Here is a 22,160-nt window from a genome sequence, read left to right on the forward strand (position 1 = left end):
ACGCGAGTGCCGGACGAACGCTCCCTAGCCGGTGCGGCCTTCGAGCTTCAGCAGATAGTCTTTGGCGTCCAGCCCGCCGGCGAAGCCGGTGAGCTTGCCGGACGATCCGATCACCCGGTGGCAGGGCGCGACGATCGAGATCGGGTTGCGGCCATTGGCGGCACCTACGGCACGGGATGCCTGGGGGCGGCCGAGCTTCATCGCGATCTCGCCATAGGAACGCGTCTCGCCGAAGGGGATGGCGAGCAGCTCGGCCCAGACCGATTTCTGGAAATCGGTACCGCGGAAATCGAGCGGAAGGTCGAACGCCGTCCGGCTGCCGGCGAAATATTCCTTCAGCTGTGTCTCGGTAGCGGCCAGCACGGGATGATCCGCGCCTTCGGCAACCGCGCCCAGCTTCACGCGATCGGGGGAGTCATTCTCCCACAGGATCGCCACCAGCCCCTTGCCGCTGGCGACCAGGGTGAGGTCGCCGACCGGCGAGGGGATCGTCTTGCTCGACAGGGTCATCGGGTTTCTCCTTCCCTGTCGATATGGCCTGCGCCGGGCCGAGCTACTTCCCGGCGCTTGCCACCAAAGCCTCAGTCGAGCGACTTGCTGGCCTGCTCGAACATGTCCTTGCTCAGCCCCGGCGTCGCGACGATCCGCTCCAGCTCGGCGCGCATCTTGGCGGCGCGGCCCGCGTCGAAGCGCTTCCAGCGGCCGAGCGGCGGGACCAGCTTGGCGGCGGTCTGCGGGTTGAGGCGATCGAGCGCGATCAGCTGGTCCGCCACGAAGCGATAGCCCCGGCCCGACACGTCGTGGAACGCCCGCTGGTTGACGCTGAACGCACCGATCAGCGCACGGGCGCGGTTCGGATTGGCGAGGGTGAAGTCCTTGTGGTTCGCCAGTGCCTCGACGGCCTGCGCCGTATCGTCGCGCGAGGACAGCGCCTGGGTCTGGAACCACTTGTCGAGGACCAGAAAATTGCTCTGGTAGCGTTGGTAGAAGGATTCGAGCGCCTCTGTGCGTTTTTCCGAATTGCCGTTTACCAGCGTGGTAAGCGCGCCCTGGCGGTCGGTCATGTTGTCCGCCGCCTGGAACTGGCCATAACCGAGCTCTGCCGCGTCCGCCGCGCCGCTGGCGGCGATATAGCCGAGCGCCACCGTCTTCACCCGGCGCGCGCCCTTGGCCGCGGGCGAATATTCGAAGCGATTGGCCTGCGCCCCGTCATAGGCCGCGCGCCACTCCGCATTGAGCGCCTTGCCGAGATCGCCGCGCAGCGCCTCGCGCGCCGCGAAGATCGCGTCGGGATCGACTACGCCCATCTGGTCGCCGATGAAGCTGTCCGACGGCAGCAGCACCGCCTCGGCGATGAACGCCTGGTCGAGCGACGCGTCGGTGAGCGTGTTGCGCACCGCCTCGATCACCGCGCCATGCTCGCCCTTGCCGCTGGTCACCGCGGCGACCAGCGTATCGAGCATCAGCTGCTGCATCGCCTCGTAGCGGGCGAAGGGATCGTCATCATGCGCCGAGAGGAAGGCGAGGTCCTTCGCCGTCCGGTTGGTCTCGACGATCACCGGCGCCGAGAAGCCGCGGTTGATCGACAGCACCGGCGTCTCGGAGAGGTTCTCGAACACGATCTCCTGCGCCGCGTCCTTCAAAAGCACCAGCTGCTCGTCGCACATCGGCCGCCCGGTCACGCCGCCAAACAGCTTGAGCTTGAGCGGCAGCACCATCGGCTCCTTGACCGGCTGGCCCGGCGTCGGCGGCACGCTCTGGGCGAGCTTGAGACGCGCGCGCCCGCCTTCCTGGGTCAGGTTGGCCGAGACGCGCGGCGTGCCCGCCTGGCTGTACCAGCGGCGGAACTGGGTGAGGTCGACGCCGCCGGCCTCTTCCATGCAGCGCACGAAATCCTCGCAGGTCGCCGCCGTGCCGTCGAACCGGTCAAAATAGAGATCGGTCGCCGCGCGGAACTTCTGCGGGCCCAGGATGGTCGACATCATCCGGATCACTTCGGCGCCCTTGTTGTAGATGGTCGCCGTGTAGAAGTTCGAAATCTCGATATATTCGTCCGGGCGCACCGGATGCGCGAGCGGCCCCGAATCCTCCGGGAACTGCGAGGCGCGCAGGCCGCGCACATCCTCGATCCGCTTGACCGCCTTGCTGCCCTGGTCGCCCGAGAAGCTCTGGTCGCGGAAGACAGTGAAGCCTTCCTTCAACGAAAGCTGGAACCAGTCGCGGCAGGTCACGCGGTTGCCCGACCAGTTGTGGAAATATTCGTGCGCGACCACCGCGGCGATCGCGTCGTAGTCATAGTCGGTCGCGGTGTCGGGATCGGCGAGGATGTAGCGGCTGTTGAAGACGTTCAGCCCCTTGTTCTCCATCGCGCCGAAATTGAAATCATCGACCGCGACGATGTTGAACACGTCGAGATCATATTCGCGGCCATAGACGCTCTCGTCCCACGCCATCGATAGCTTGAGCGCGTGCAGCGCGTGATCGGTCTTGGGGAGGTCGGCTTCGCGCACCCAGATGCCGAGATCGACCTTGCGGCCGCTCATCGTGGTGAAATGCCCCTTGTTCGCCACCAGGTCGCCGGCGACCAGCGCGAACAGATAGCTCGGCTTGGGGAAGGGGTCATGCCACTCGGCCCAGTGGCGGCCGTCTTCGGCATCGCCCCCCTCACAATCTCCTTGGGCGATCGGATCGCCATTGGCGAGCAGCACCGGGAAGCGCGCCTTGTCGCCGGTCATGCGGACCTTGTACTTCGACAGCACGTCCGGCCGGTCCGGGAAGAAGGTGATGCGGCGGAAGCCCTCGGCCTCGCACTGGGTGCAGAGCATGCCCGACGAGGCGTAGAGCCCCTGCAGCTGGGTGTTGCGCTCGGGCGCGATCGTCACGACCGTCTCGATCACATGGGCGGTGCCGGTGAGCGGGATCACCAGGTCGGGCCCGTCCATCGTCCAGCCCTGCGCCTCGACGCCGTCGACGAGCACCGATTCCGCCGCCAGCGCATCGCCGTTGAGCACCAGCGGGCGATCATGCGCGCCGTTACGCTCGACCTTGAGCGTTGCGCGGACCTTGGTCGCGGTGGGGTCGAGATCGAAGTCGAGCGCGATCTCGGGAACAAACCAGTCCGGCGCGCGATAGTCTTCGCGACGAATGATCTGCGGGGCCTGCGGTGCGATGCGTGCGTCTGCCATGATCCCTCGGATATAGGGGCAACTATTGGATTGGGGACACCTAATTTGGTCGGGATCCCGGCTATTTTGCATCGTCATCCCCGCGCAGGCGGGGATCCATTGGCGTTGCGACCTGTGAGACTCACTGCGGCCAGCCAGAATGGATCCCCGCCTGCGGGGGGATGACGGCAGGTTTCAACGGCTCGCCGCGACTTCAATCTCCGCGCGCCGTCACGATATCTGCCGACTTGCGCCTGCGCCAAGCCGTGCTACCGAAGCGATATACCGAGTTTCTGCCGAGAGGTTCCCCCCAACATGATCCGCAACTCCATGCCGCTCGCCCTTGCGCTGTTGCTGGCGATGCCCGCCTATGCCCAGGATGCGGCCCCGGCACCTGCGCCGACTCCGACCGCCGCCGAGCGCAATGCGATCATCAATGCCGAGCTGCCGGCCGACCAGGCCGCGCTCAAGAGCCATGTGATGTTCCTCGCCTCGGACGCGCTCAAGGGCCGCGAGGCGGGCAGCAACGAGTTCAACATCGCCGCCCAATATGTCGCGTCGCAATTCTATGCGGCGGGCCTCAAGCCGGCGGGCGATGACGGTGGCTATCTGCAGAACGTGCCGCTGATCAGCGCCAAGCTCGACGGCCCCGGCACCTTCTCGCTCACTCGCAAGGGCGGCACGCCGGTCGCGCTCGAATTCGGCAAGGACTTCGTCTCCTCGGCCAATCCCGAGACGCCTAATTACACCGTCACCGCGCCGGTGGTGTTCGTCGGCTATGGCATCGTCGGCCAAGGCCGTGACGACTATAAGGGCGTCAATGTGAAGGGTAAGATCGTCGCCTATTTCGGCGGCGCGCCCGAGAGCTTCCCCGGCGAGGTTGCCGCGCATTTCTCCAACCCGGCTTCCAAGTCGGAGATCGCGGCGAAGCACGGTGCGGTCGCCACGATCACGCTCGAATCGCCGCGCACCGCCAAGACGCGCCCGTTCAGCGTCTATGCCGGCGCGGTGGCGCGCGCGCGCTTCACCTGGGGCAATGCCAACGGCACCGGTCATATCGCCGCGCCGGGCACGCCTTCGGCCGGCACGGTCAGCCTGGTCGGCGCCGAGAAGCTGTTCGCCGGCGCCAAGCAGAAATGGGCCGATATCGCCAAGGCGGCGGAAGCCGATGACGCGAAGTTCAAGGCCGAGGCGCTGCCGGTGAGCATCACCGTCGCCGCCAAGACCGCGCTGACCCCGGTGCAGAGCTACAATGTCGCCGGCATGCTGCCGGGCAGCGACCCGGCGCTGTCGAAGGAAGTCGTGGTCCTTTCCGCGCATCTCGATCACATCGGTGTCGGTCGCCCGGACAAGACCGGCGACACGATCAACAACGGCGCGCTCGACGACGCGGTCGGCATCGCCTCGCTGATCGAGGAAGCCAAGCGCTTCAAGACGGCCGGCACCAAGCCGCGCCGCTCGATCCTGTTCCTCGCGGTCACCGCCGAGGAGAAGGGCCTGGTCGGCTCGGACTATTTCGCCAACAACCCCACCGTGCCGCTGTCGAGCATCGTCGCCGATGTGAACCTCGACATGCCGATCATCACCTACAAGTTCCAGGACATCGTGGTGTACGGCGCCAGCCACTCGACGCTCGGCCCGATCGTCGAGCGCGCCGGCAAGGCGATCGGCGTGCCGCTGTCCGACGATCCGCTGCCCGGCGAGAACATCTTCGTCCGTTCGGACCATTACAACTTCGTTCGCAAGGGCGTGCCCTCGGTCTTCCTGTGGCCGGGTGCCGGCGGCCCGGGCCGCGCGGCGATCGATCACTTCATGAAGAACCACTATCACCAGCCTTCGGACGAAGTCGGCCAGTTGCCGGCGATCGACTGGGAATCGGGCGTGCGCTTCGTCGATGTGAACTATCGCATCGCCCGCGAGATCGCCGATGGCGACCAGAAGCCGGTGTGGAACAAGGGCGATTTCTTCGGCCTCACCTATGAAGGCGCGGGCGCGAAGTGATGATGAAGCGCGCACTCCTGCTCGCCGCGACCCTGCTCGCCGCGACTCCCGCTTTCGCCCAGGACCTCAGCAAGGACGAGGCGGCGCTCAAGGCGCATGTCCAGTTCCTCGCCTCGGATGCGATGAAGGGCCGCGACACCGGTTCGCCGGAGCTGACCATCGCCGAGCAATATGTCGCGGCGCAGATGCTCGCCGCCGGGCTCAAGCCGGCGGGCGTGGACGGGACGTGGTTCCAGCCGGTGCCGCTGGTCGCCTACAAGTCGGCCGATCACGGCACGCTCGTCATGACCCGGGGCGGCGTCCAGACCCCGCTCGAATGGGGCAAGGACTATGTCGCCCGCGCGGTGCCGTCCAACCCCAAGGTCGCGGTTGCCGGGCCGGTGGTGTTCGCCGGCTATGGCAGCGAGGCCGAATATAAGGGGCTGAACGCCAAGGGTGCGATCGTCGCGGTGCTGCGCGATTCGCCGCACGACCTGCCGAGCGACATCCGCGCGCATTCGTCGCAGCCCGACCAGCAGGCGGCGGTTGCCGCTCGCCATGGCGCGGTCGGCGTGATCCTGCTCGAGGGCAATGCCCGCCACGCGATCTTCCCGTTCGCGGTCAGCGTCGGCTACGCCCAGAGCGAGGCGATGACCTGGGCCGGATCGGACGCGGGCGGCGGCGCGCCGCCCTTCGCCTATCTGGGCTTTGACGGCGCGGCGAAGCTGTTCGCCGGCTCGAAGATCAAGTGGGACGCGGTGCTCGCCGCCGACAAGGCGGACAAGAAGCTGCCCACCGGCGCGATCGGCGTGACGATCACCGGCACCGCCAACACCGCGATCCGCAAGCTCAGCGCCAACAATGTCGCCGGCCTGCTGCCGGGCACCGACAAGGCGGGCGAATATGTGGTGATCTCCGCCCATCTCGATCATGTCGGCGTCGGCAAGCCCGATGCGAAGGGCGACACCATCTATAACGGCGCGATGGACAATGCCGTGGGCACCGCCTCGATGCTCGAGGTCGCCCGGCGTTTCCAGGCATCGGGCAAGGCGCCGAGCCGCTCGATCCTGTTCGTCGCGGTGACGGCGGAGGAGAAGGGGCTGGTCGGCTCCGAATATTTCGCCGCCAACCCGACCGTGCCCAAGGGATCGATCGTCGCCGACGTCAATCTCGACATGCCGATCCTGACCTACAATTTCGTCGATCTCGTCGCGTACGGTGCGGATCGCAGCACGGTGGGCAAGATCGTCGAGCAGGCCGCGGCGGCCGAGGGCGTCAAGCTGGTGCCCGATCCCACGCCAGAGGAAGCGAGCTTCGTCCGCTCGGATCACTACAGCTTCGTCAAGGCGGGCATCCCCGCGGTCTCGCTCGACCTCGGGCCGGGCGGCGAGGGGGCTGCCGCGACCAAGGAGTTCCTCGACAAGCACTACCACCAGCCTTCGGACCAGGTGGAGCTGATCAACTGGAAGCAGGGGCTGCGCTTCGTCGGCCTGAACTATGCGATCGCCCGCGCCATTGCCGATGGCGCGGACAAGCCGGTGTGGAACAAGGGCGACTTCTTCGGCACGCTGTACAAGGGCCCGATGGCTAAATGATCCTGCGCCGCCTCCTCCTCGCCGCCGCGCTGCTCGCGGCACCGCTCGCGCATGCGCAGACGGCGCCCCAGCCGCTGCCGCCCGAACAGGCGGCGCTGAAGGGGCATGTCCAGTTCCTTGCCTCGGATGCGATGCGCGGGCGCGAGGCGGGGACGCGCGACTATGAGATCGCGGCCGAATATGTCGCGGCGCAGATGCTCGCGATCGGGCTGCAGCCGGGGGTGGAGGGCAGCTGGTTCCAGCCGCTCAAGCTGGTGGCGTTCAAGCCGGCCGAGAAGGCGAAGTGGAGCCTGGTGCGCGGGTCGAGCGAGATCCCGCTCCAGTTCGGCATCGACTTCGTCAACACGCCGGCGCCGGCGACCCCGGACTTCAAGGCCGAGGGCGGGATGGTCTTTGCCGGCTACGGCATCGTCTATCCCGAGGGGAAGCGCGACGATTACAAGGGGCTCGACGTGAAGGGGAAGATCGTCGCGATCCTCCCCGGTGTGCCCAAGGGGCTGCCCAACGAAGTCGAGGCGCATTTCGGCGACGACGAGCAGAAGGCGGCGATCGCGCAGGCCAAGGGCGCGGTGGCGGTGGTCGTGCTGGAGTCCGTCGCGCAGCGCGAGCAGTTCCCGTTCGAAGCGATCGTTCCCTATTACGACTATGAGCGGAACAGCTGGGCGCGGCCGGACGGCACCGCCTTCGCCATCGCCGCGGGGGCGCCGCCGGTCGGCTATGTCGGCGGCACCGGCGCCGAGAAGCTGTTCCAGGGCGCGAAGATCAAATGGTCCGAGGTGCTGGCCGCCGAGCGCAAGGGCACGAAGATCCCGACCGGTCCGCTGATCGGCACGCTCAAGGTGGCGAGCAAGACGCGGCTGGTGACCCAGTCGACCCGCAACGTGGTCGGGATGATCCCGGGCAGCGATCCCACGCTCAAGGGCGAATATGTCGTGCTCTCCGCGCATCTCGATCATGTCGGGGTGGGCGACGCGGTGAACGGCGACCGCATCTATAATGGCGCGATGGACAATGCGGTGGGCGTCTCGACGATGCTCGAAGTGGCGCGCAAGTTCATCGCCTCGGGCGAGAAGCCGAAGCGCTCGATGCTGTTCGTGGCGCTGGCGGGCGAGGAGAAGGGGCTGCTCGGCTCCGACTATTTCGCGCATTATCCGCCGGTGCCGAAGGACAAGCTGGTCGCCGACGTCAACATGGACATGCCGATCCTCACCTATCCGCTGGTCGATGTGGTGGCGCTGGGCGGCGAGCGCTCGAGCCTGGGGCCGGTGATCGCGGCGGCGGCGGCGACCGAGGGGCTGAAGGTCGTGCCCGATCCGAGCCCGGAGGAGATGTTCTTTGTCCGCTCCGATCATTACAGCTTCGTCAAGTCGGGCGTGCCGGCGGTGTCGCTCGATACCGGGCCGGGCGGGCAGGGCGCCGAGGCGCAGAAGAAGTTCCTGGCCGAGAATTACCACAAGCCCTCCGACCAGATCGACCTGCCGTTCGACTGGAACTCGGCCGCCAAGTATATGCGGCTGAACTATGCGATCGCCCGCACCCTCACCGACGCGCCCGAGCGGCCGCGCTGGAACAAGGGCGATTTCTTCGGGGTCCAGTTCGGGGGCTATGGAGCGGAGTGACCTCTGCCCCCCTCCCTGGAAGGGAGGGGCCGGGGGTGGGTGGATTCCCGCGATGGGGCGGCCATTGCATCTTTGGCGGCAGTATTGCCTGGACGCGACCCACCCCTCGATCCCCTCCCTTCCAGGGAGGGGAAGCTAGATGCGGCTGCTGGTGTTCGGTCCGGGCTATAGCGCCAGCCACCTGATCGCGCGGCTGGCGGGGCAGGCGGAGATCGCCACCGTCACCCGTGAGGACTTCGCCGGGCGGGCGGGCGAGATCGCGGGTGCCACGCACATCTTCTCCACCGTTCCGCCGGGCGAGGATGACCCTGTCCTCGCCGCGTACGGCGCGCAGATCGCCGCGTCGGGCGCGTGGATCGGCTATCTCTCCTCGACCGGCGTCTATGGCGATACCGGCGGCGCCTGGGTGGACGAGACCGCGCCCACCGGCACCGGACGCCGGACCGCGCGCAGCGACGCTGACGCCGCCTGGCTGGCGCTGGGTGCCCGCGTCTTCCGCCTGCCCGGCATCTATGGCCCCGGCCGCTCGCCGCTCGACCGCATCCGCGCCGGCGAGGCCAGGCGGATCGACGTGCCGGGACAGGTGTTCAGCCGGGTGCATGTCGAGGATATCGTGGACGGCGTGATCGCCGGGTTCGACGGTCCGCCCGGCGCCTATAACCTTGCCGACGATTGCCCCGCGCCGCAGAGCGACGTCCTCGCCTATGGCTGCGCGCTGCTCCGCCTGCCGGTTCCGCCGCTGGTGCCGCTCGAACAGGCGAACCTCAGCCCCCAGGCCCGCGCCTTCTATGCGGAGAACCGGCGCGTCGCGAACGGGAAGGCGAAGCGCATTCTCGGCTGGCGCCCGCGCTATCCGGATTACCGGTTGGGCCTGCGCGCCTTGAGCGCCACGACCAGCCCGGCGACCACCAGCACCGCGCCGCCGGCCGCCAGCCACGACCAGCGATAGCCCTCGAACAGGGTGGAGAAGAGCATCGCGATCACCGGGATCAGTACCCCGGTATAGGCCGCCTTGGCCGGGCCGATCGTGCGGATCAGCCGGAAATAGAGGCTGAAGCTCACCGCCGATCCCAGCACGCCGAGATAGAGGATGCCGCCGGCATAGCTCGGCCGCCAGTCGAACACCGGCGCGCCGACCGTGGCGAGCGCGAACAGCGCGTCGAGCACCGCGCCGCTCAGCATCGCCCAGCCGAGCATCGTCGCCATCGGATAGGCCCTGGCGGTGCTCGTCGCCTGCATGACATTCGCCACCGACGCGCACATCACGCCGCCCAGCGCGATGCCGATGCCGAGCAGCGCCGCATGCGGCCCGACCGCGCTCAGCCGCGCCTCATGGACGAACAGCAGCGCGACGCCTGCCACCGCGATGGCGGAGCCGATCACCAGCTGGCGGCCCATCTTCTGGCCCAGGAAGATCCGCGCCAGCACCGCATTGGGCACCAGCAGCAGCGCATAGACCACCGCGACCACGCCCGAGGTGATGTACTGCTCCGAACGGTAGACCAGGTTGAAGTTGAGCACGAACTGCGCGAGCCCGAGCAGCACCGCGAAGCCGATGCCGCGCGTATCCATCGCCAGGCGCTCGCCGCGCAACAGCGCCCAGCCGAGCATCGTCACGCCCGCCACGGTGAAGCGATAGGTCACCGACCAGCTCGGCGGTACCACCAGCAGCTGGTCGCGGATCACGATCCAGGTCGAGCCCCAGATCAGCGTGACGATCGCGAACGGGATCAGGACGCTGAGGCGCGTCGATTGGGGAGCTGGTTCCGCGTTCACAGCGCCGCGATGGCGTCGGCCAGCGGCCGGATCGCGTCCTCGCTCTGGTCCCAGCTGGTCACCAGCCGCACTTCGCCTTCGGCCCAGTCGTAGAAGTCGAAGCCGAGCGCACGCAGCGCCGCGGCTTCCGCCGGGCTCACCTTGAGGAACACTTCGTTGGCCTGGACGGCGTGCACCAGCCGCTCGCCCGCCGCCTGCGCCAGCAGCGCCGCGCCGGCATTGGCCGCGCGGCCGTTGCGGAGCCACAGATCGTCCTCGAGCAGCGCGAGGATCTGCGCCGCCAGATAGCGGCCCTTGGAGAAGAGCAGCCCTGCGCGCTTGCGGCGATAAAGCGTGGCGTCCGCCAGCTCGGGCTTGAAGAACACCAGCGCCTCGGCGCTCATCCCGCCATTCTTGACGAAGCCGAAGCTCAGCGCGTCGACGCCCGCGCGCCAGGTCACGTCACCCGGATGGCAGCCGAGATGCGCGACGGCATTGGCGAAGCGCGCGCCGTCCATGTGCAGCCCGAGCTTGCGGTCCTTCGCCAGCGCCCCGATCGCCGCGACCTCGTCGGGCGTATAGGCCAGGCCATATTCGGTCGCGTTGGTGATCGAGATCGCGTGCGGCTGGACCTGGTGGACGTCCGGCCGGATCGGATCGATCACCGCGCGGATCGCTTCCGGGGTCAGCTTCGAGCCTGCGCCTTCGCCGACCAGCAGCTTGGCGCCGTGCGTGTAGAATTCGGGGGCGCCGCATTCGTCGACATTGATGTGCGCATCGCGGTGGCAGACCACGCCGCCATAGGGCGGGCAGAGCGCCGCCAATGCGAGGCTGTTCGCCGCCGTGCCGGTCGGCACCCAGAGCGCGCGCACCGCAGTGCCGAACAGGTCCGAGAACGCGCCGTCGAGCGACTGCGAGTATTTGTCGCCGTCATAGGCCGTGTCGAGCTGGTTCACCTTGCCGAGCGCGGCGAAGACCTCGGGGCAGACGGCGGCGGCGTTGTCGGAGAAGAAGCGCATGGGGAGGTCCATGCGAGGACCGCGCACCAAGGTCAACAAACCAGTGCCGCAGCCAGGTCCCTCACTCGTTCCCGTTACCCCAGTCGTATAGCGATGTGCTGCTTTCATCCCTGCCGGAGGGCGGCCCGCCGCCCCTGAGGAACTGGATGACGCACCAGAGCATCAGCGCGCCGATCGGGAGTATCCACCAAAGACTGCCCATGGACTTGTCTCGCGTGCAAGTGGCTCCGGGGGCAGGGCTATCGGAAATGGACGGCGAGCGGAAGGGCTGGTCAGGGGGCGTTACCCGACATTAGCTCAATCGATCCCCGGCGAAAGCCGGATGCCGATACCTGCTAGGGCTGGCGCTTCCTTATGGTCATCGATTTGAAATAGCCCTCGGACCCTGGCCCCACCCACAGGCCGATGCCCCCTTCCTCCGCGGGAAGCTTCAGGTCGTTGACGATCAGGCTCGGCTGGCCGGCGCCATTGATGTAGAGTTGCGCGGTGGTGCCGCGGACCACGAGCTTGAGCCTGGTCCATGCGCCGGATTCCAGATCGGCATAGGATTCATATTGTCCCGGATGCTCTTTCCGCAGCCGATGCCAGGGATAGTCGGGATGGGAGATATATTGGGTGCTGTGATTGCGCCGCAGCTGGTCGGTGGCCCTGCCATTGGTCGGGCGGATGTAGATGGCCTCGAATTTCTTCGAATCCTCCGAAATCCGGAAGGCGATTCCGACGAACCCCCTGGCATCCGTATCGTTCTTGACCGGTTGCCCGGCCAGCACCAGGTCGATCGTGAAATCCCTGGCCTGAACCCCATCGAGGCGCGCGAACGTGGCATCACTCGTGGCACCGGCCCGAACGACCTCCAGGCGAAGCGCGCGCGCACCACGATACCTCACGCGGGAAGCATCGACACCGACTGCAGTGATCTCCGCTCTGTCGAGCGACATGCTCCTTGCGGATGTCGCCGCGCGTTCCCGGGATTGCGCGGACGTACCGCCGGACGATGCAGCGAGCACCCCGAGGCACAATGCCGCGAGTTTCAAGGATCGGACTCTGGTGTCTCTCATCATCGGTGCGCTTTCCCCAGGTTGGATTCGCTATCCGTGCGCGCAGTATCCATCCATTGCCGTTCGTTCGGCGCCGCCCTTGCTGCTGCCAAGCTGAACGGAGGACGGCCAAGGCCCCCAAACCCGGGCGGTACCAGCTTTCAGTTTCCTTGGTTCCCCGGCGAAGGCCGGGGCCCAGGTCCGACGAACCATCGATGGCGCGGGAACCTCTTGAACGACATTGCAACTGGGCCCCGGCCTTTGTCGGGGAACTGGATTTCGATACGCCCTAGCGCTCCTCGCCCCGCCGGTCATCCGGCCGCGCGCGATCCTGCGGTCCCGGCGTATCCGGTGCACGGTCGCGGCGCGGGCGGCGGTCCTCGGCCGGGCGTGCGTCGATCGGCGCTTCGCCCTGCTCGTCGGGATCGACGCCCTGCGGCACCACCTGGGTCTCGATGCCCGATCCCTGGATGAACTCGCCGACGCCGTTCAGCACATCGTCGAGCGTGGTATCATTGCCGTCGGGTTCCACCGTCGGCTCGGGCGGCGGGATGCGCAGGTCGAGCGCGCGGGTCATGAAGTCGCGCCAGACGCGTGCCGGCAGGCCGCTGCCCGACAGGCCGGGATTGGGCGAATTGTCGTCATTGCCCAGCCACACGCCGCAGACGATGCCGCCCGCATAGCCGATGAACAGCGCGTCGCGATTGTCCTGGGTGGTGCCGGTCTTGCCATAGGTCGGGATCGGCAGCGCCGCGCCGCGTCCGGTGCCGGCCTCGACCACGGTACCGAGCAGGCTGCGCAGGTCGTCGAGCTGGCGGCCGTTGAACCGGGTCGGCCCGCCCAGGCGCCGCGCGAGCCAATCGCTCGCCGCCTCGTCCTCGCTCAGCCCCTGCGGGCGCACCGGATAGGAGCCGTTGGCGACCGAGGCATAGGCGGCGGTCAGCTCGAGCAGCGAGACGGTGGAGGTGCCGAGTGCGATCGAGGCGTCGTCGCCAATCGGGGTGGAGATGCCGAGGTCACGCGCCGCCTGGGTCACCGCGCGCACGCCGAACTTCTGGGTCAGCCGCGCCGCCACGACGTTGGACGAGCGGGCAAAGGCGCGGCGCAGCGTGATCTCGCCGGCGTAATCGCCGTGGGAGTTCTCGGGCTTCCAGTCGCCGATCTGGACGGGGCTGTCATCGACCATGCTGTCCGGCTCCATCCCGCCGCGCAGCGCGGCGAGATAGACGAACAGCTTGAAGGTCGAGCCCGGCTGGCGCCGTGCCTGGGTGGCGCGGTTGAACGGGCTCTCGCGATAGTTGCGGCCGCCGACCATCGCGATCACCCGGCCATCGGGATGCATCGCCACGATCGCGATCTGCGACTTGTTGAGCCCGGCGCCGCGCACCGCGCGCTCGGCGGCCTGCTGCGCGCTCAGCTCGAGCGTGGTCTGCACGGTCTGCTCGGTGCCGACGCCGCCGGCGCGGTCGCGCGCCTGGGGCAGCACCCAGTCGGCGAAATAGGTGCCGTTTGGCAGGTCGTCCTCGGACTTGGTGACGTTGAGCACCGCCGGGCGGATCGCGTCCGCCTTCGCCCTGGTCAGCAGCCCGGCATCGACCATCGAGGCGATCACCAGCTTCTGCCGGTCGCGCGCGCCCTTGAGGTTGCCGGTCGGCGCGAGGCGCGACGGGGCCTGCACCAGCCCGGCGAGCAGCGTCGCCTGGCTCAGGCTGAGGCCTTCGGGCTCGACGCTGAAATAATGGCGGGCGGCGGCGCGCAGGCCATAGACGTTGTCGCCGAAATAGACGTTGGAGAGATAGCGCGAGAGGATCTCGTCCTTGCTCAGCCAGGCTTCCAGCCAGAAGGCGATCAGCACTTCCTGCGCCTTGCGCCCGAAGGTGCGCTGCGAGTTGAGGAAGGCGTTCTTGGCGAGCTGCTGGGTGATAGTGCTGCCGCCCTGCGAGCCGCCGTCGCTGGTCACATTGTGGACGAAGGCGCGCATGATGCCGCGCGGATCGACGCCCCAATGGCCGTAGAAGCGCCGGTCCTCGATGCCGACGAACGCGTTGCGCACATAGTCGGGCAGCCTGGTCGCATCGACCGGGGCGGCGATCACCGCGCCGCGCCGGGCGATCGGCTTGCCCTCGGCGGAGAGCAGGGTGATCGAGGGCGGCGCCGGCGGCTGCAGCGACTTGGAGAGCGGCGCGGTCAGCGCCAGCCAGCCGACCGCGAGGAAGAACAGCACCAGCAGCCCGGCGATCGCCCAGCTCGCATAGCGCAGCCAGCTGCGCTTCTTGAGCACCACCGGCAGGTTGGTCGTGTAGCCGCCGGCGGGCAGCGGCGCGGCCGGGCCGGGCTGGATCGGCGGGGGTGGAGGCGGCGGCGGAGTCGCGGCGCGGCGCCAGCGCGGGGCATAGTCCTCGGGCGCGGGCATGCCACCCGACAGCTCGAGCGGCGGTTCGGGCTTTTGCGGCGTCACGCGCTTCAGGGCTTCGCCGATCCCCGCGCCGATCTTGTCGATCGAGGGCGGGCGCCAGGCACGCGGCTCGGGCTTCGGCGCCGGTGCGGGCGTCGGATCGGCATCGTCGCCGCCCCGGCGCAGCGGGAAGCGCACGTTCCGGGGATCGTTGCCGTCAGCCATTACTCGTCGAATCCGCCGCGTGCATGGCGCCCTTCTAGCGCAGCATCTGTGTTACTACAATAATACAGTTGATTACGAGACCGGCACGAATGCCAGGTGCTGGTAATCATAGCTGAAATCGGCGAGCGGCGAGAGCGCCTCCATGGTGATGCCGGTGATCCTGCCGTCCTTGACCTGGAAGCGGACGATCGCGTCCTCGCCGGCATCCTTGGCGAAGCGGGTGCGGAAGGTGTCGGGCCCCCAGGGCTCGAGCACGCTCTTGAACACCGGGGTCGGCGTGAAGTCGATCCACAGCTTGCCCGCCTTCTGGCTAACGACGACATCGCCGTACCAGGGATCGCGGTAACGCCCCGCATAGCTCGCCAGCGGCAGCGAGGGCGCGCCGGCCGGCGCCTTGTCGATGCCGCCCTCGACGCCGGCCAGCGCCTCGTCCTGCGCGGCCTTTTGCCGGGTCCGGTAGCTGGCGACCCAGTCGAACGCCGGCGCGTCGATCAGCCGGTCGAGGATCGCGTTGCGGATCGCGGCGGAGACGCTCTCCTCGACATTGCTCAGCACCGAGACGCCGATGCCGCGCGACGGCAGCATGCCGCTGTAGGTGACCTGGCCGGAAAGCCCGCCGCTGTGCTGGACCAGCCGCATGCCGCGGTAATCCTGGACGAACCAGCCGAGTGCATAGGCAGCAAGCACCGGGCGGGCGGGGTTGGTGTCGGTCGGGCCGTCGCTCGCCGAGGTGATCGTCTGCGGCTTCCACATCTCCTTGGCCTGCGCGGTGGACCAGAGCTGCTTGCCGTCGGGCAGCTTGCCCTGGGCGAGCTGGACCTGCAGCCACTTGGCCATGTCGCTCACGCTGGCGTTGATGCCGCCGGCGGCGTCGACCATCTTGCCTTCGTCGGGCTGCACCACTTCCTGCTTGCCGATCCCGCGCACCGGCGGCCCGAGCCGGGCATGGCGGCCGGCGACATTGTCGGTCTTGAGCGAAAGGCGCGAGCCGACCGCGTCCGTCATGCCGAGCGGGGCGAAGATCCGCGTCTCGACGAACTTGTCCCAGGGCGTGCCCGAGACGCGCTCGATCAGCAGCCCGGCGACGATGTAGAGGATGTTGTCATAGTCATAGCCGGCGCGGAAGCCGCGCGCGGGCTTGAGATGGGGCAGCGCGTTGAGCACGTCGGCGGCGACGTGGAGGCCTGCCGGGAAGAACATCAGGTCGCCGGCGCCCAGGGGAAGACCCGAGCGGTGGACCAGCAGGTCGCGCACCGTCATCATCTGGGTGACCGCGGGATCGGACATGCGGAACTCGGGCAGGTGCTTCACCACCGGGTCTTCCCAGCCGAGCTTGCCCTCATCGACCAGCAGCGCGAGCGCGGCGGCGGTGAACGCCTTGGAATGCGAGGCGATGCCGAAGCGGGTATGCGCATCGACCGCGCCGGGCTTGCCGAGGGTGCGGACGCCATAGCCCTTGGTGAAGGCGGGCATGCCGGGGCGGACGATCGCCACCGCGACGCCGGGCGTCTCGAACGCGGTGAGGAAGGGGGCGACGATCGCATCGATCGCCGCTTCGTCGAGCGCCGCCGCCAGCGCGAGGCGGGGGAAGGCGACCGTAGCCGCGCCGCCCAGCGAAAGCGCCAGCGCGGTGCGCCGGTCGATGGTGAAACCGCTCATGTTCCTATTCCCCGCAAGACATGGTTTGCGAGGATGCTAGCGCGCGCCTCTCGCTTCGTCACCCCGGCCTTGCCCCGCAGAAGAAGAAGCGGGATCCCGGCTCAAGGCCGGGATGACGGGGCAGGGAACACCAGAACAGGGCTACGCCAGCAGCTCCACATCCCAGTAGAGCCAGTCGCGCCAGGTATCGTGGAGATAATTGGGGGGATAGCGCCGGCCATGCTCCTGGAGCTGCCAGCTGGTCGGCCGTATCGGCTGGAGATAGAGGGGCATCGCGGCCTGCTGGGGAGTGCGCCCGCCCTTCTTGAGGTTGCAGGGCGCGCAGGCGGTGGCGACATTTTCCCAGGTGGTGCGCCCGCCCTGGGCGCGGGGAATGACATGGTCGAAGGTGAGGTCGCGGTGGCTGCCGCAATATTGGCAGGCGAACTTGTCGCGAAGGAACAGGTTGAACCGGGTGAAGGCGGGGAATTGCGAAGGTCTGACATATTGCTTGAGCGCGATGACCGAAGGAAGCTTCAGCCTCGCGCTGGGACTTCGCACCTCGCGTTCGTAATAGGAGACGACATCCACTCTATCGAGGAACAGCGCCTTGACCGCCGTCTGCCAGGGCCAGATGCTCAGCGGATAATAGCTCAGGGGCGTATAATCGGCGTTGAGCACAAGGGCAGGGCAGCTGTCCGGATGGCGGATCAGATCGGGATGATACATGCGCTCCCTCGCCCAGTTCGTGGTGGCACGCATCTCGCCGAGAAGCGTGACGCGGTGATGACAGCATATGCCGCGACTCGCGGTCAAGGGCCGTTCTGATGGTTGTCCACACCAGATTTGCACCGAGCCCGACGGGGCGCCTCCACCTCGGCCATGCCTGGTCGGCGCTGCAGGCGCACGACTTCGCGCGGGCGAACGGCGGGGCGTTTACCCTGCGTATCGAGGACATCGACGGCACCCGCTCGCGTCCCGAGCATGTCGAGGCGATCCTGCGCGATCTGGAGTGGCTGGGGCTAGGCTGGGACGGCGAGGTGACGTTCCAGTCCCGGAGGCTTGGCCTGTACGAGGAAGCTCTCGACGATCTGCGCGCGCGCGGCCTGCTCTATCCCTGTTTCTGCACCCGCGCCGACATCGCCGCGAGCCTGACCGCTCCGCACGGTCCCGACGGCGCGCTCTATCCGGGGACGTGCCGCGGGCTTGAAGCGCCCGACCTGAGCAAGCCCCATTGCTGGCGGCTGGATGTGGCGAAGGCGCTGGCGTCGCTCGGCGATCCCGAACTCCTATGGCACGACGCCTTTGCCGGCCAGGTCCGCGCCGACCCCGCCTCGGCCGGCGACGTCGTCCTCGCCCGCAAGGACGCGCCGGCCAGCTATCACCTCGCGGTCACGGTCGATGACGCCGCGCAGGGTGTCACCCATGTCGTGCGCGGGGTGGACCTGTTCGCCGCCACCCATGTCCACCGCCTGCTCCAGGCGCTGCTCGGCCTGCCGACACCCGAGTATCGCCACCACCCGCTCCTCCTCGGCCCCGACGGCACCCGCCTCGCCAAGCGCCACGGCGCGCCCAGCCTCGAGGCGATGCGGCTGGCGGGGGAGGATGGCCGCGCGCTCGCCGAGCGATTGCGCGCAGGACAACTGCCAGTTGGCATCGCCGCGGCACAGGCGTAGAGTCCGCGCATGATCTTCCTGGCCTTCCTGCTGCTCGCGGCGATGTTCGCCACCCTGTTCATCCTCATCAAGGGGCTGGTGAACATGGCGCAGACGACGAGCCAGGACCTTGAGGGCACCGGCGACGGTCCGAGCCCGCGCGCGCTCAAATCGCAAAAGCTGATGCAACAGCGCATCCTGTTCCAGGCGATCGCGATCGCCGTGATCGCGCTGATCCTGATCATGATGTCGGCCAAGGGCTGACGCGCGGGGCCACTGGCCCTTCATTCCCAAGGTTGCCTGCAATGACTCTCCAGACCTGGTGGCTGTTCGTCATGGCCGTGTTCCTGCTGTCGGGAACGCCGGGGCCGAACATGCTTCATATTCTCCAGCGCAGCGTCGATTTCGGCCTGCGCCGCACCGTCGCCGCGATGGCCGGGTGCCTGGCCGGGCTGGTGACGATCCTCGCCGCGTCGGCTGCGGGCCTGACGGCGCTGCTGCTCGCCATTCCCGGCGCGTTCGAAGTGCTGCGCTGGGGCGGCACCGCCTATCTGGTCTGGCTCGGCATCAAGGCATGGCGCGCCGACCCGACGCCGCTCGACGTCGGCGACGATGCCGCGCTCGCTGACCGGCGCCTCACCGCCGCCCAGCTGTTCCGCGGCGGCTTCGCGATCAGCATCTCCAACCCCAAGGCGCTGCTCTTCGCCGCCGCCTTCTTCCCCCAGTTCGTCAGCGCCGCCGCGCCCAAGGCCCCGCAGTTCGCGATACTGGTGCTCACCTTCGCCGTGGTCGAATGCTTCTGGTATCTGGTCTATGCGCTGGGCGGCCGCGGACTTGCCCGTCATCTCGAGCGGCCGTCGCTCAAGAAATGGTTCAATAGACTTACCGGCTCGATCTTCATCGGCTTTGGTGTGTTGCTGCTACGTTTCCGGCACAACTGAGTCCGCGGCGCTTCCTATAAGTTTGGGGTAAACAGGAGGATGCCCCATGACCTTCGGAACTTTCATCGCGCCTGACACCACGCTTCACGACGTCCCGGATCCTGCCGCCAAGCTCGGCGTGCCGATCCTCTCGGGCTATCAGACGCGCCACCAGATATCGGAGCTGCTCGGCCAGAACCGCATCTTCGATTCGATCGCCGAACGGGTCCGCCTGCTCAGCCTCGCCTATGAGGACCAGTGCTCGCCCCAATATTATTACGACATCGTCCGCACCCTGCGCGACTTCAACGGTCAGTTCGATCGGCTGGTCGAAGTCGGCGTCTATATGGGCGGCTCCACCGCCTATCTCGCCGGCTGCATCGATGCGTTCGACTTCGATCTCGACCTGGTCGATTTCCGCTCCGAATTCCTGCTCTTCACCTATGAGCGCGTCCGCCGCATGTTCCCGGAAGCCGCGCGCCGTATCCGCCTCTTCCATGGCGACGTGCCCAGCTATGTCCGCCATGTCATGCTCGAGGAGCGCGGCCGCCGGAACATCGTCCATCACGACGGCGCGCATGATTTCAACCAGGTGGTGAAGGACTTCTCCGCCTTGTCCTTCGCGAGGGAGGATCTGGTAGCGCTGATCGCGCAGGACACGCATCTGCGTGGCACGCTCGAGGAGATGAACTTCGTCGATCTGGCGCTCTACGCGGTGTTCGGCACCGAGCTGAACTATGCCTCGATCGGCGTCGCCTATCACGGCGATACCGAGATGACCCGGCCCAACCGCTTCCAGGGCAATTACTTCATGCCCGGCGTGGCCGAGGGGGTGGTGCTGCCGATGGCGGCCAACCAGTTCCTCTATCCCCATCCCGCGCTGGGGATGGAGCATTTCCTGCCGCCGCGCCGCGCGGATATCGCCCGGGCCGCCTGATCCGGCTTCCCCCGTCATCGCCCGGGGCGTAGAGTCCCGGGCGATGGTCAAGCTCAACAAGATCTACACCCGCACCGGCGACGACGGCACCACCGGGCTGGTGGACGGCTCGCGCGTCTCCAAGGCGAGCCTGATCATGGCGGCGATCGGCGATGTCGACGAGGCGAACTGCACGATCGGCGTCGCCCGCGCGACGCTCGGCCATCATGCGTTCGGCGGCATGCTAGCGCACATCCAGAACGACCTGTTCGACCTGGGCGCCGATCTCGCCACGCCCGCGGGGATCGAAGGCGCGCTGCGCATCACCCCCGGCCAGGTCACCTGGCTCGAGGAGCGGATCGACCATATCAATTCGGCTCTCGAACCGCTGACCAGCTTCGTCCTTCCGGCCGGCGCTCCAGGTGCCCCGGAACTCCATCTCGCCCGCGCCGTCACCCGTCGGGCCGAGCGCACCGCTGTCGCCGCCGGCGCCGGGGTGCAGCCGCTGGCCTATCTCAACCGCCTGTCCGATCTGCTGTTCGTCGCTGCCCGCGCGGTCAACCAGAGCGAGGCGGGGGACGTACTCTGGGTGCCCGGCGCGTCGCGCTGAGCATTTTCTAGTCAGGCGGAATCGCCTGACGACCCGGAAAATGCGAAAAACAAAAGATAAATCGCACGGATTCGATCTAATTCGAATCCGCGCGAAGCGATACCTTGGCATAGCTTTGCGCCAGGCCGGTGCGCGCTATCTCCCGGTAAATGAACAGGCTTTTGCGTGAACAAAATCGCGGGGGCTTTCGTTGACTCGACTACCGGGGGCAATCCGGACACCTATATCTCGCCGGTTGACGGTGATTGCGCGCGCCGCTAGGAGAACATAATGAGAACGGAAACGGGATCCGCTCCGGCTTCCAGCGCGCTCGGCGCGAAGTTCCTTCGCACCCGCGGGCTGAGCGAAGCGCTGGTCCGGCCGCTCTCCGATGCCGACGCGACGATCCAGTCGATGGACGATGCCTCGCCCGCCAAATGGCACCTCGCGCATACGACCTGGTTCTTCGAGACCTTCGTGCTGCGCGATCATGTGCCGGGCTATGCGCTGCACGACACACGCTGGCCCTTCCTGTTCAACAGCTATTACGAAGCCGAAGGCCAGCGCCACGCGCGTCCTCGCAGAGGAATGCTCTCGCGCCCCAGCCTCGACGAGGTGCTGGCGTACCGCGCCCATGTCGATGCCGCGCTGGCCGATGCGCTCCCCGATCTGCCGCCGGCGGCGCAGGCGCTGGTCCTGCTCGGCTGCAATCATGAAGAGCAGCACCAGGAACTGCTGCTCACCGACATCCTCCACCATTTCTCGGTCAATCCGCTCGAGCCCGCCGTCTGGCAGGGCGCGCCGAAGGTTCCGGTGGCGATGCCCGGCCCGGTCGGCTGGATCGAGGGGCGTGCCGGCCTGGTGGATGCGGGATTCGATTCAAGCGATTCAACATTTTCGTTCGATTGCGAGGGGCCGCGCCACCAGGCACTGCTTACGCCGCATGCGATTGCCGACCGCACGGTCACCAATGGCGAATGGGCGGCGTTCCTCGCCGATGGCGGCTATCGCGACCCGCGCCACTGGCTGTCGGATGGCTGGGCCTGGGTGAAGTCGGAGGGGATCGAAGCGCCGCTCTACTGGCGCCGAGACGGCGATGTCTGGACCCGCTTCGGGCTCGACGGCCGGCGCCCGGTCGATCCCGCTGCACCGGTTACCCATGTCAGCTTCTTCGAGGCGGATGCCTATGCCAGCTGGGCCGGCGCGCGCCTGCCCAGCGAGTTCGAATGGGAAGCGGCGGCATCCGCCTTCGACCCTGCGGGCGGCAACCAGCTCGACGCCGCCGGCCCGATCGAGCCGCGCCCGTCCACCGGCGGCCCGGCCTTTTTCGGCGATGTCTGGGAATGGACCGGCAGCGCCTTCCGGCCCTATCCCGGCTTTCGTCCGGTCGAGGGTGCGGTCGGCGAGTATAATGGCAAGTTCATGAGCGGGCAGTTCGTGCTGCGCGGCTCCTCCTGCGCCACGCCGCGCGGCCATAGCCGGGCGAGCTACCGCAACTTCTTCTACCCCCATCAGCGCTGGCAGTTCACCGGCGTGCGCCTAGCGAAGGACCTGTGATGGGTTCCGGGCGCCAGCACCCCTTCATCGTCATCCCCGCGCAGGCGGGGATCCAGGGTTTCTCTTGCGCGTCGCCCGGGGCTCTGGATCCCCGCC

18 protein-coding genes are annotated in these 22,160 nt (G+C 67.6%); 10 read left to right on the forward strand and 8 right to left on the reverse strand.

What is annotated here, in order from left to right; genetic code table 11:
* Window positions 1-24: 24 nt before the first annotated feature.
* Together AC1RJ5_RS16025 and pepN are read right to left on the reverse strand one after the other, a co-directional pair.
* Window positions 25-510: a methylated-DNA--[protein]-cysteine S-methyltransferase gene (locus tag AC1RJ5_RS16025; protein ID WP_493114332.1), complete on the reverse strand. Its 486-nt coding sequence runs from the start codon at window positions 508-510 to the stop codon at window positions 25-27.
* A 71-nt stretch (window positions 511-581) separates the two neighbouring features.
* Window positions 582-3,185 (reverse strand): aminopeptidase N, encoded by a 2,604-nt coding sequence (gene pepN, locus AC1RJ5_RS16030; protein ID WP_493114334.1) that lies wholly within the window; start codon window positions 3,183-3,185, stop codon window positions 582-584.
* Window positions 3,186-3,479: 294 nt separating this feature from the next.
* Between pepN and AC1RJ5_RS16035 the strand changes: the two genes are divergently transcribed.
* The 4 genes from AC1RJ5_RS16035 (at window position 3,480) to AC1RJ5_RS16050 (ending at window position 9,307) form a co-directional block, all read left to right on the forward strand.
* Window positions 3,480-5,165: a M28 family metallopeptidase gene (locus tag AC1RJ5_RS16035; RefSeq protein ID WP_493114336.1), complete on the forward strand. Its 1,686-nt coding sequence runs from the start codon at window positions 3,480-3,482 to the stop codon at window positions 5,163-5,165.
* Window positions 5,166-5,167: 2 nt separating this feature from the next.
* A complete protein-coding gene (locus AC1RJ5_RS16040; RefSeq protein ID WP_311768413.1) occupies window positions 5,168-6,739 on the forward strand; it encodes a M20/M25/M40 family metallo-hydrolase in 1,572 nt (523 codons plus the stop codon).
* Window positions 6,736-8,358, forward strand: a complete 1,623-nt coding sequence (locus AC1RJ5_RS16045; protein ID WP_493114339.1) for a M28 family metallopeptidase — start codon at window positions 6,736-6,738, stop codon at window positions 8,356-8,358. Before AC1RJ5_RS16040 ends, AC1RJ5_RS16045 begins: the two co-directional genes overlap by 4 nt.
* Before the next feature lie 139 nt (window positions 8,359-8,497).
* Window positions 8,498-9,307 (forward strand): Rossmann-fold NAD(P)-binding domain-containing protein, encoded by an 810-nt coding sequence (locus AC1RJ5_RS16050; protein WP_493114341.1) that lies wholly within the window; start codon window positions 8,498-8,500, stop codon window positions 9,305-9,307.
* On the opposite strand, the gene AC1RJ5_RS16055 is transcribed toward AC1RJ5_RS16050, so the two are convergent.
* The 6 genes from AC1RJ5_RS16055 to AC1RJ5_RS16080 form a co-directional block, all read right to left on the reverse strand.
* Window positions 9,217-10,134 carry a DMT family transporter gene (locus tag AC1RJ5_RS16055; protein ID WP_493114343.1) on the reverse strand — a complete coding sequence of 306 codons (918 nt, stop codon included), beginning with the start codon at window positions 10,132-10,134 and terminating at the stop codon, window positions 9,217-9,219. The genes AC1RJ5_RS16050 and AC1RJ5_RS16055 overlap by 91 nt on opposite strands.
* Window positions 10,131-11,132 (reverse strand): threonine aldolase family protein, encoded by a 1,002-nt coding sequence (locus AC1RJ5_RS16060; RefSeq protein WP_493114345.1) that lies wholly within the window; start codon window positions 11,130-11,132, stop codon window positions 10,131-10,133. The genes AC1RJ5_RS16055 and AC1RJ5_RS16060 overlap by 4 nt, the downstream gene beginning before the upstream one ends.
* A gap of 335 nt (window positions 11,133-11,467) precedes the next feature.
* Window positions 11,468-12,070 carry a hypothetical protein gene (locus tag AC1RJ5_RS16065; RefSeq protein ID WP_493114347.1) on the reverse strand — a complete coding sequence of 201 codons (603 nt, stop codon included), beginning with the start codon at window positions 12,068-12,070 and terminating at the stop codon, window positions 11,468-11,470.
* A 388-nt stretch (window positions 12,071-12,458) separates the two neighbouring features.
* Complete coding sequence (locus AC1RJ5_RS16070; protein ID WP_493114712.1) at window positions 12,459-14,582, reverse strand: transglycosylase domain-containing protein; 2,124 nt, start codon at window positions 14,580-14,582, stop codon at window positions 12,459-12,461.
* 279 nt (window positions 14,583-14,861) lie between these two features.
* Window positions 14,862-16,448: a serine hydrolase gene (locus AC1RJ5_RS16075; protein WP_493114349.1), complete on the reverse strand. Its 1,587-nt coding sequence runs from the start codon at window positions 16,446-16,448 to the stop codon at window positions 14,862-14,864.
* Window positions 16,449-16,589: 141 nt separating this feature from the next.
* Window positions 16,590-17,156 carry an HNH endonuclease gene (locus AC1RJ5_RS16080; RefSeq protein ID WP_184164112.1) on the reverse strand — a complete coding sequence of 189 codons (567 nt, stop codon included), beginning with the start codon at window positions 17,154-17,156 and terminating at the stop codon, window positions 16,590-16,592.
* A gap of 98 nt (window positions 17,157-17,254) precedes the next feature.
* Between AC1RJ5_RS16080 and gluQRS the strand changes: the two genes are divergently transcribed.
* From gluQRS to egtB, 6 genes are all read left to right on the forward strand, one after another.
* Entirely contained in the window at window positions 17,255-18,103 is an 849-nt protein-coding gene (gene gluQRS, locus AC1RJ5_RS16085) for a tRNA glutamyl-Q(34) synthetase GluQRS (protein WP_269573073.1), read from the forward strand.
* Between the two features lie 9 nt (window positions 18,104-18,112).
* Window positions 18,113-18,346 (forward strand): twin transmembrane helix small protein, encoded by a 234-nt coding sequence (locus AC1RJ5_RS16090; protein ID WP_184000342.1) that lies wholly within the window; start codon window positions 18,113-18,115, stop codon window positions 18,344-18,346.
* 41 nt (window positions 18,347-18,387) lie between these two features.
* Window positions 18,388-19,023, forward strand: coding sequence for a LysE family translocator (locus AC1RJ5_RS16095; protein WP_342249512.1), 636 nt, complete (start codon window positions 18,388-18,390; stop codon window positions 19,021-19,023).
* A 46-nt stretch (window positions 19,024-19,069) separates the two neighbouring features.
* Window positions 19,070-19,939 (forward strand): class I SAM-dependent methyltransferase, encoded by an 870-nt coding sequence (locus AC1RJ5_RS16100; protein WP_342249511.1) that lies wholly within the window; start codon window positions 19,070-19,072, stop codon window positions 19,937-19,939.
* 43 nt (window positions 19,940-19,982) lie between these two features.
* Window positions 19,983-20,528 (forward strand): cob(I)yrinic acid a,c-diamide adenosyltransferase, encoded by a 546-nt coding sequence (locus AC1RJ5_RS16105; protein ID WP_269573070.1) that lies wholly within the window; start codon window positions 19,983-19,985, stop codon window positions 20,526-20,528.
* 270 nt (window positions 20,529-20,798) lie between these two features.
* Entirely contained in the window at window positions 20,799-22,064 is a 1,266-nt protein-coding gene (egtB, locus tag AC1RJ5_RS16110; RefSeq protein WP_269573069.1) for an ergothioneine biosynthesis protein EgtB, read from the forward strand.
* The last annotated feature ends 96 nt before the right edge of the window (window positions 22,065-22,160 follow it).

This window comes from Sphingomonas sp. GW822-FHT03G08 (assembly GCF_058801135.1).

Coding starts and splice junctions, on each gene's coding strand:
- AC1RJ5_RS16025 (WP_493114332.1), bottom strand. CDS start 510: ATGACCCTGTCGAGCAAGACGATCCCCTCGCCGGTCGGCGACCTCACC.
- pepN (WP_493114334.1), bottom strand. CDS start 3,185: ATGGCAGACGCACGCATCGCACCGCAGGCCCCGCAGATCATTCGTCGC.
- AC1RJ5_RS16035 (WP_493114336.1), top strand. CDS start 3,480: ATGATCCGCAACTCCATGCCGCTCGCCCTTGCGCTGTTGCTGGCGATG.
- AC1RJ5_RS16040 (WP_311768413.1), top strand. CDS start 5,168: ATGAAGCGCGCACTCCTGCTCGCCGCGACCCTGCTCGCCGCGACTCCC.
- AC1RJ5_RS16045 (WP_493114339.1), top strand. CDS start 6,736: ATGATCCTGCGCCGCCTCCTCCTCGCCGCCGCGCTGCTCGCGGCACCG.
- AC1RJ5_RS16050 (WP_493114341.1), top strand. CDS start 8,498: ATGCGGCTGCTGGTGTTCGGTCCGGGCTATAGCGCCAGCCACCTGATC.
- AC1RJ5_RS16060 (WP_493114345.1), bottom strand. CDS start 11,132: ATGCGCTTCTTCTCCGACAACGCCGCCGCCGTCTGCCCCGAGGTCTTC.
- AC1RJ5_RS16065 (WP_493114347.1), bottom strand. CDS start 12,070: ATGTCGCTCGACAGAGCGGAGATCACTGCAGTCGGTGTCGATGCTTCC.
- AC1RJ5_RS16070 (WP_493114712.1), bottom strand. CDS start 14,582: ATGCCCGCGCCCGAGGACTATGCCCCGCGCTGGCGCCGCGCCGCGACT.
- AC1RJ5_RS16075 (WP_493114349.1), bottom strand. CDS start 16,448: ATGAGCGGTTTCACCATCGACCGGCGCACCGCGCTGGCGCTTTCGCTG.
- AC1RJ5_RS16080 (WP_184164112.1), bottom strand. CDS start 17,156: ATGTATCATCCCGATCTGATCCGCCATCCGGACAGCTGCCCTGCCCTT.
- gluQRS (WP_269573073.1), top strand. CDS start 17,255: ATGGTTGTCCACACCAGATTTGCACCGAGCCCGACGGGGCGCCTCCAC.
- AC1RJ5_RS16090 (WP_184000342.1), top strand. CDS start 18,113: ATGATCTTCCTGGCCTTCCTGCTGCTCGCGGCGATGTTCGCCACCCTG.
- AC1RJ5_RS16095 (WP_342249512.1), top strand. CDS start 18,388: ATGACTCTCCAGACCTGGTGGCTGTTCGTCATGGCCGTGTTCCTGCTG.
- AC1RJ5_RS16100 (WP_342249511.1), top strand. CDS start 19,070: ATGACCTTCGGAACTTTCATCGCGCCTGACACCACGCTTCACGACGTC.
- AC1RJ5_RS16105 (WP_269573070.1), top strand. CDS start 19,983: ATGGTCAAGCTCAACAAGATCTACACCCGCACCGGCGACGACGGCACC.
- egtB (WP_269573069.1), top strand. CDS start 20,799: ATGAGAACGGAAACGGGATCCGCTCCGGCTTCCAGCGCGCTCGGCGCG.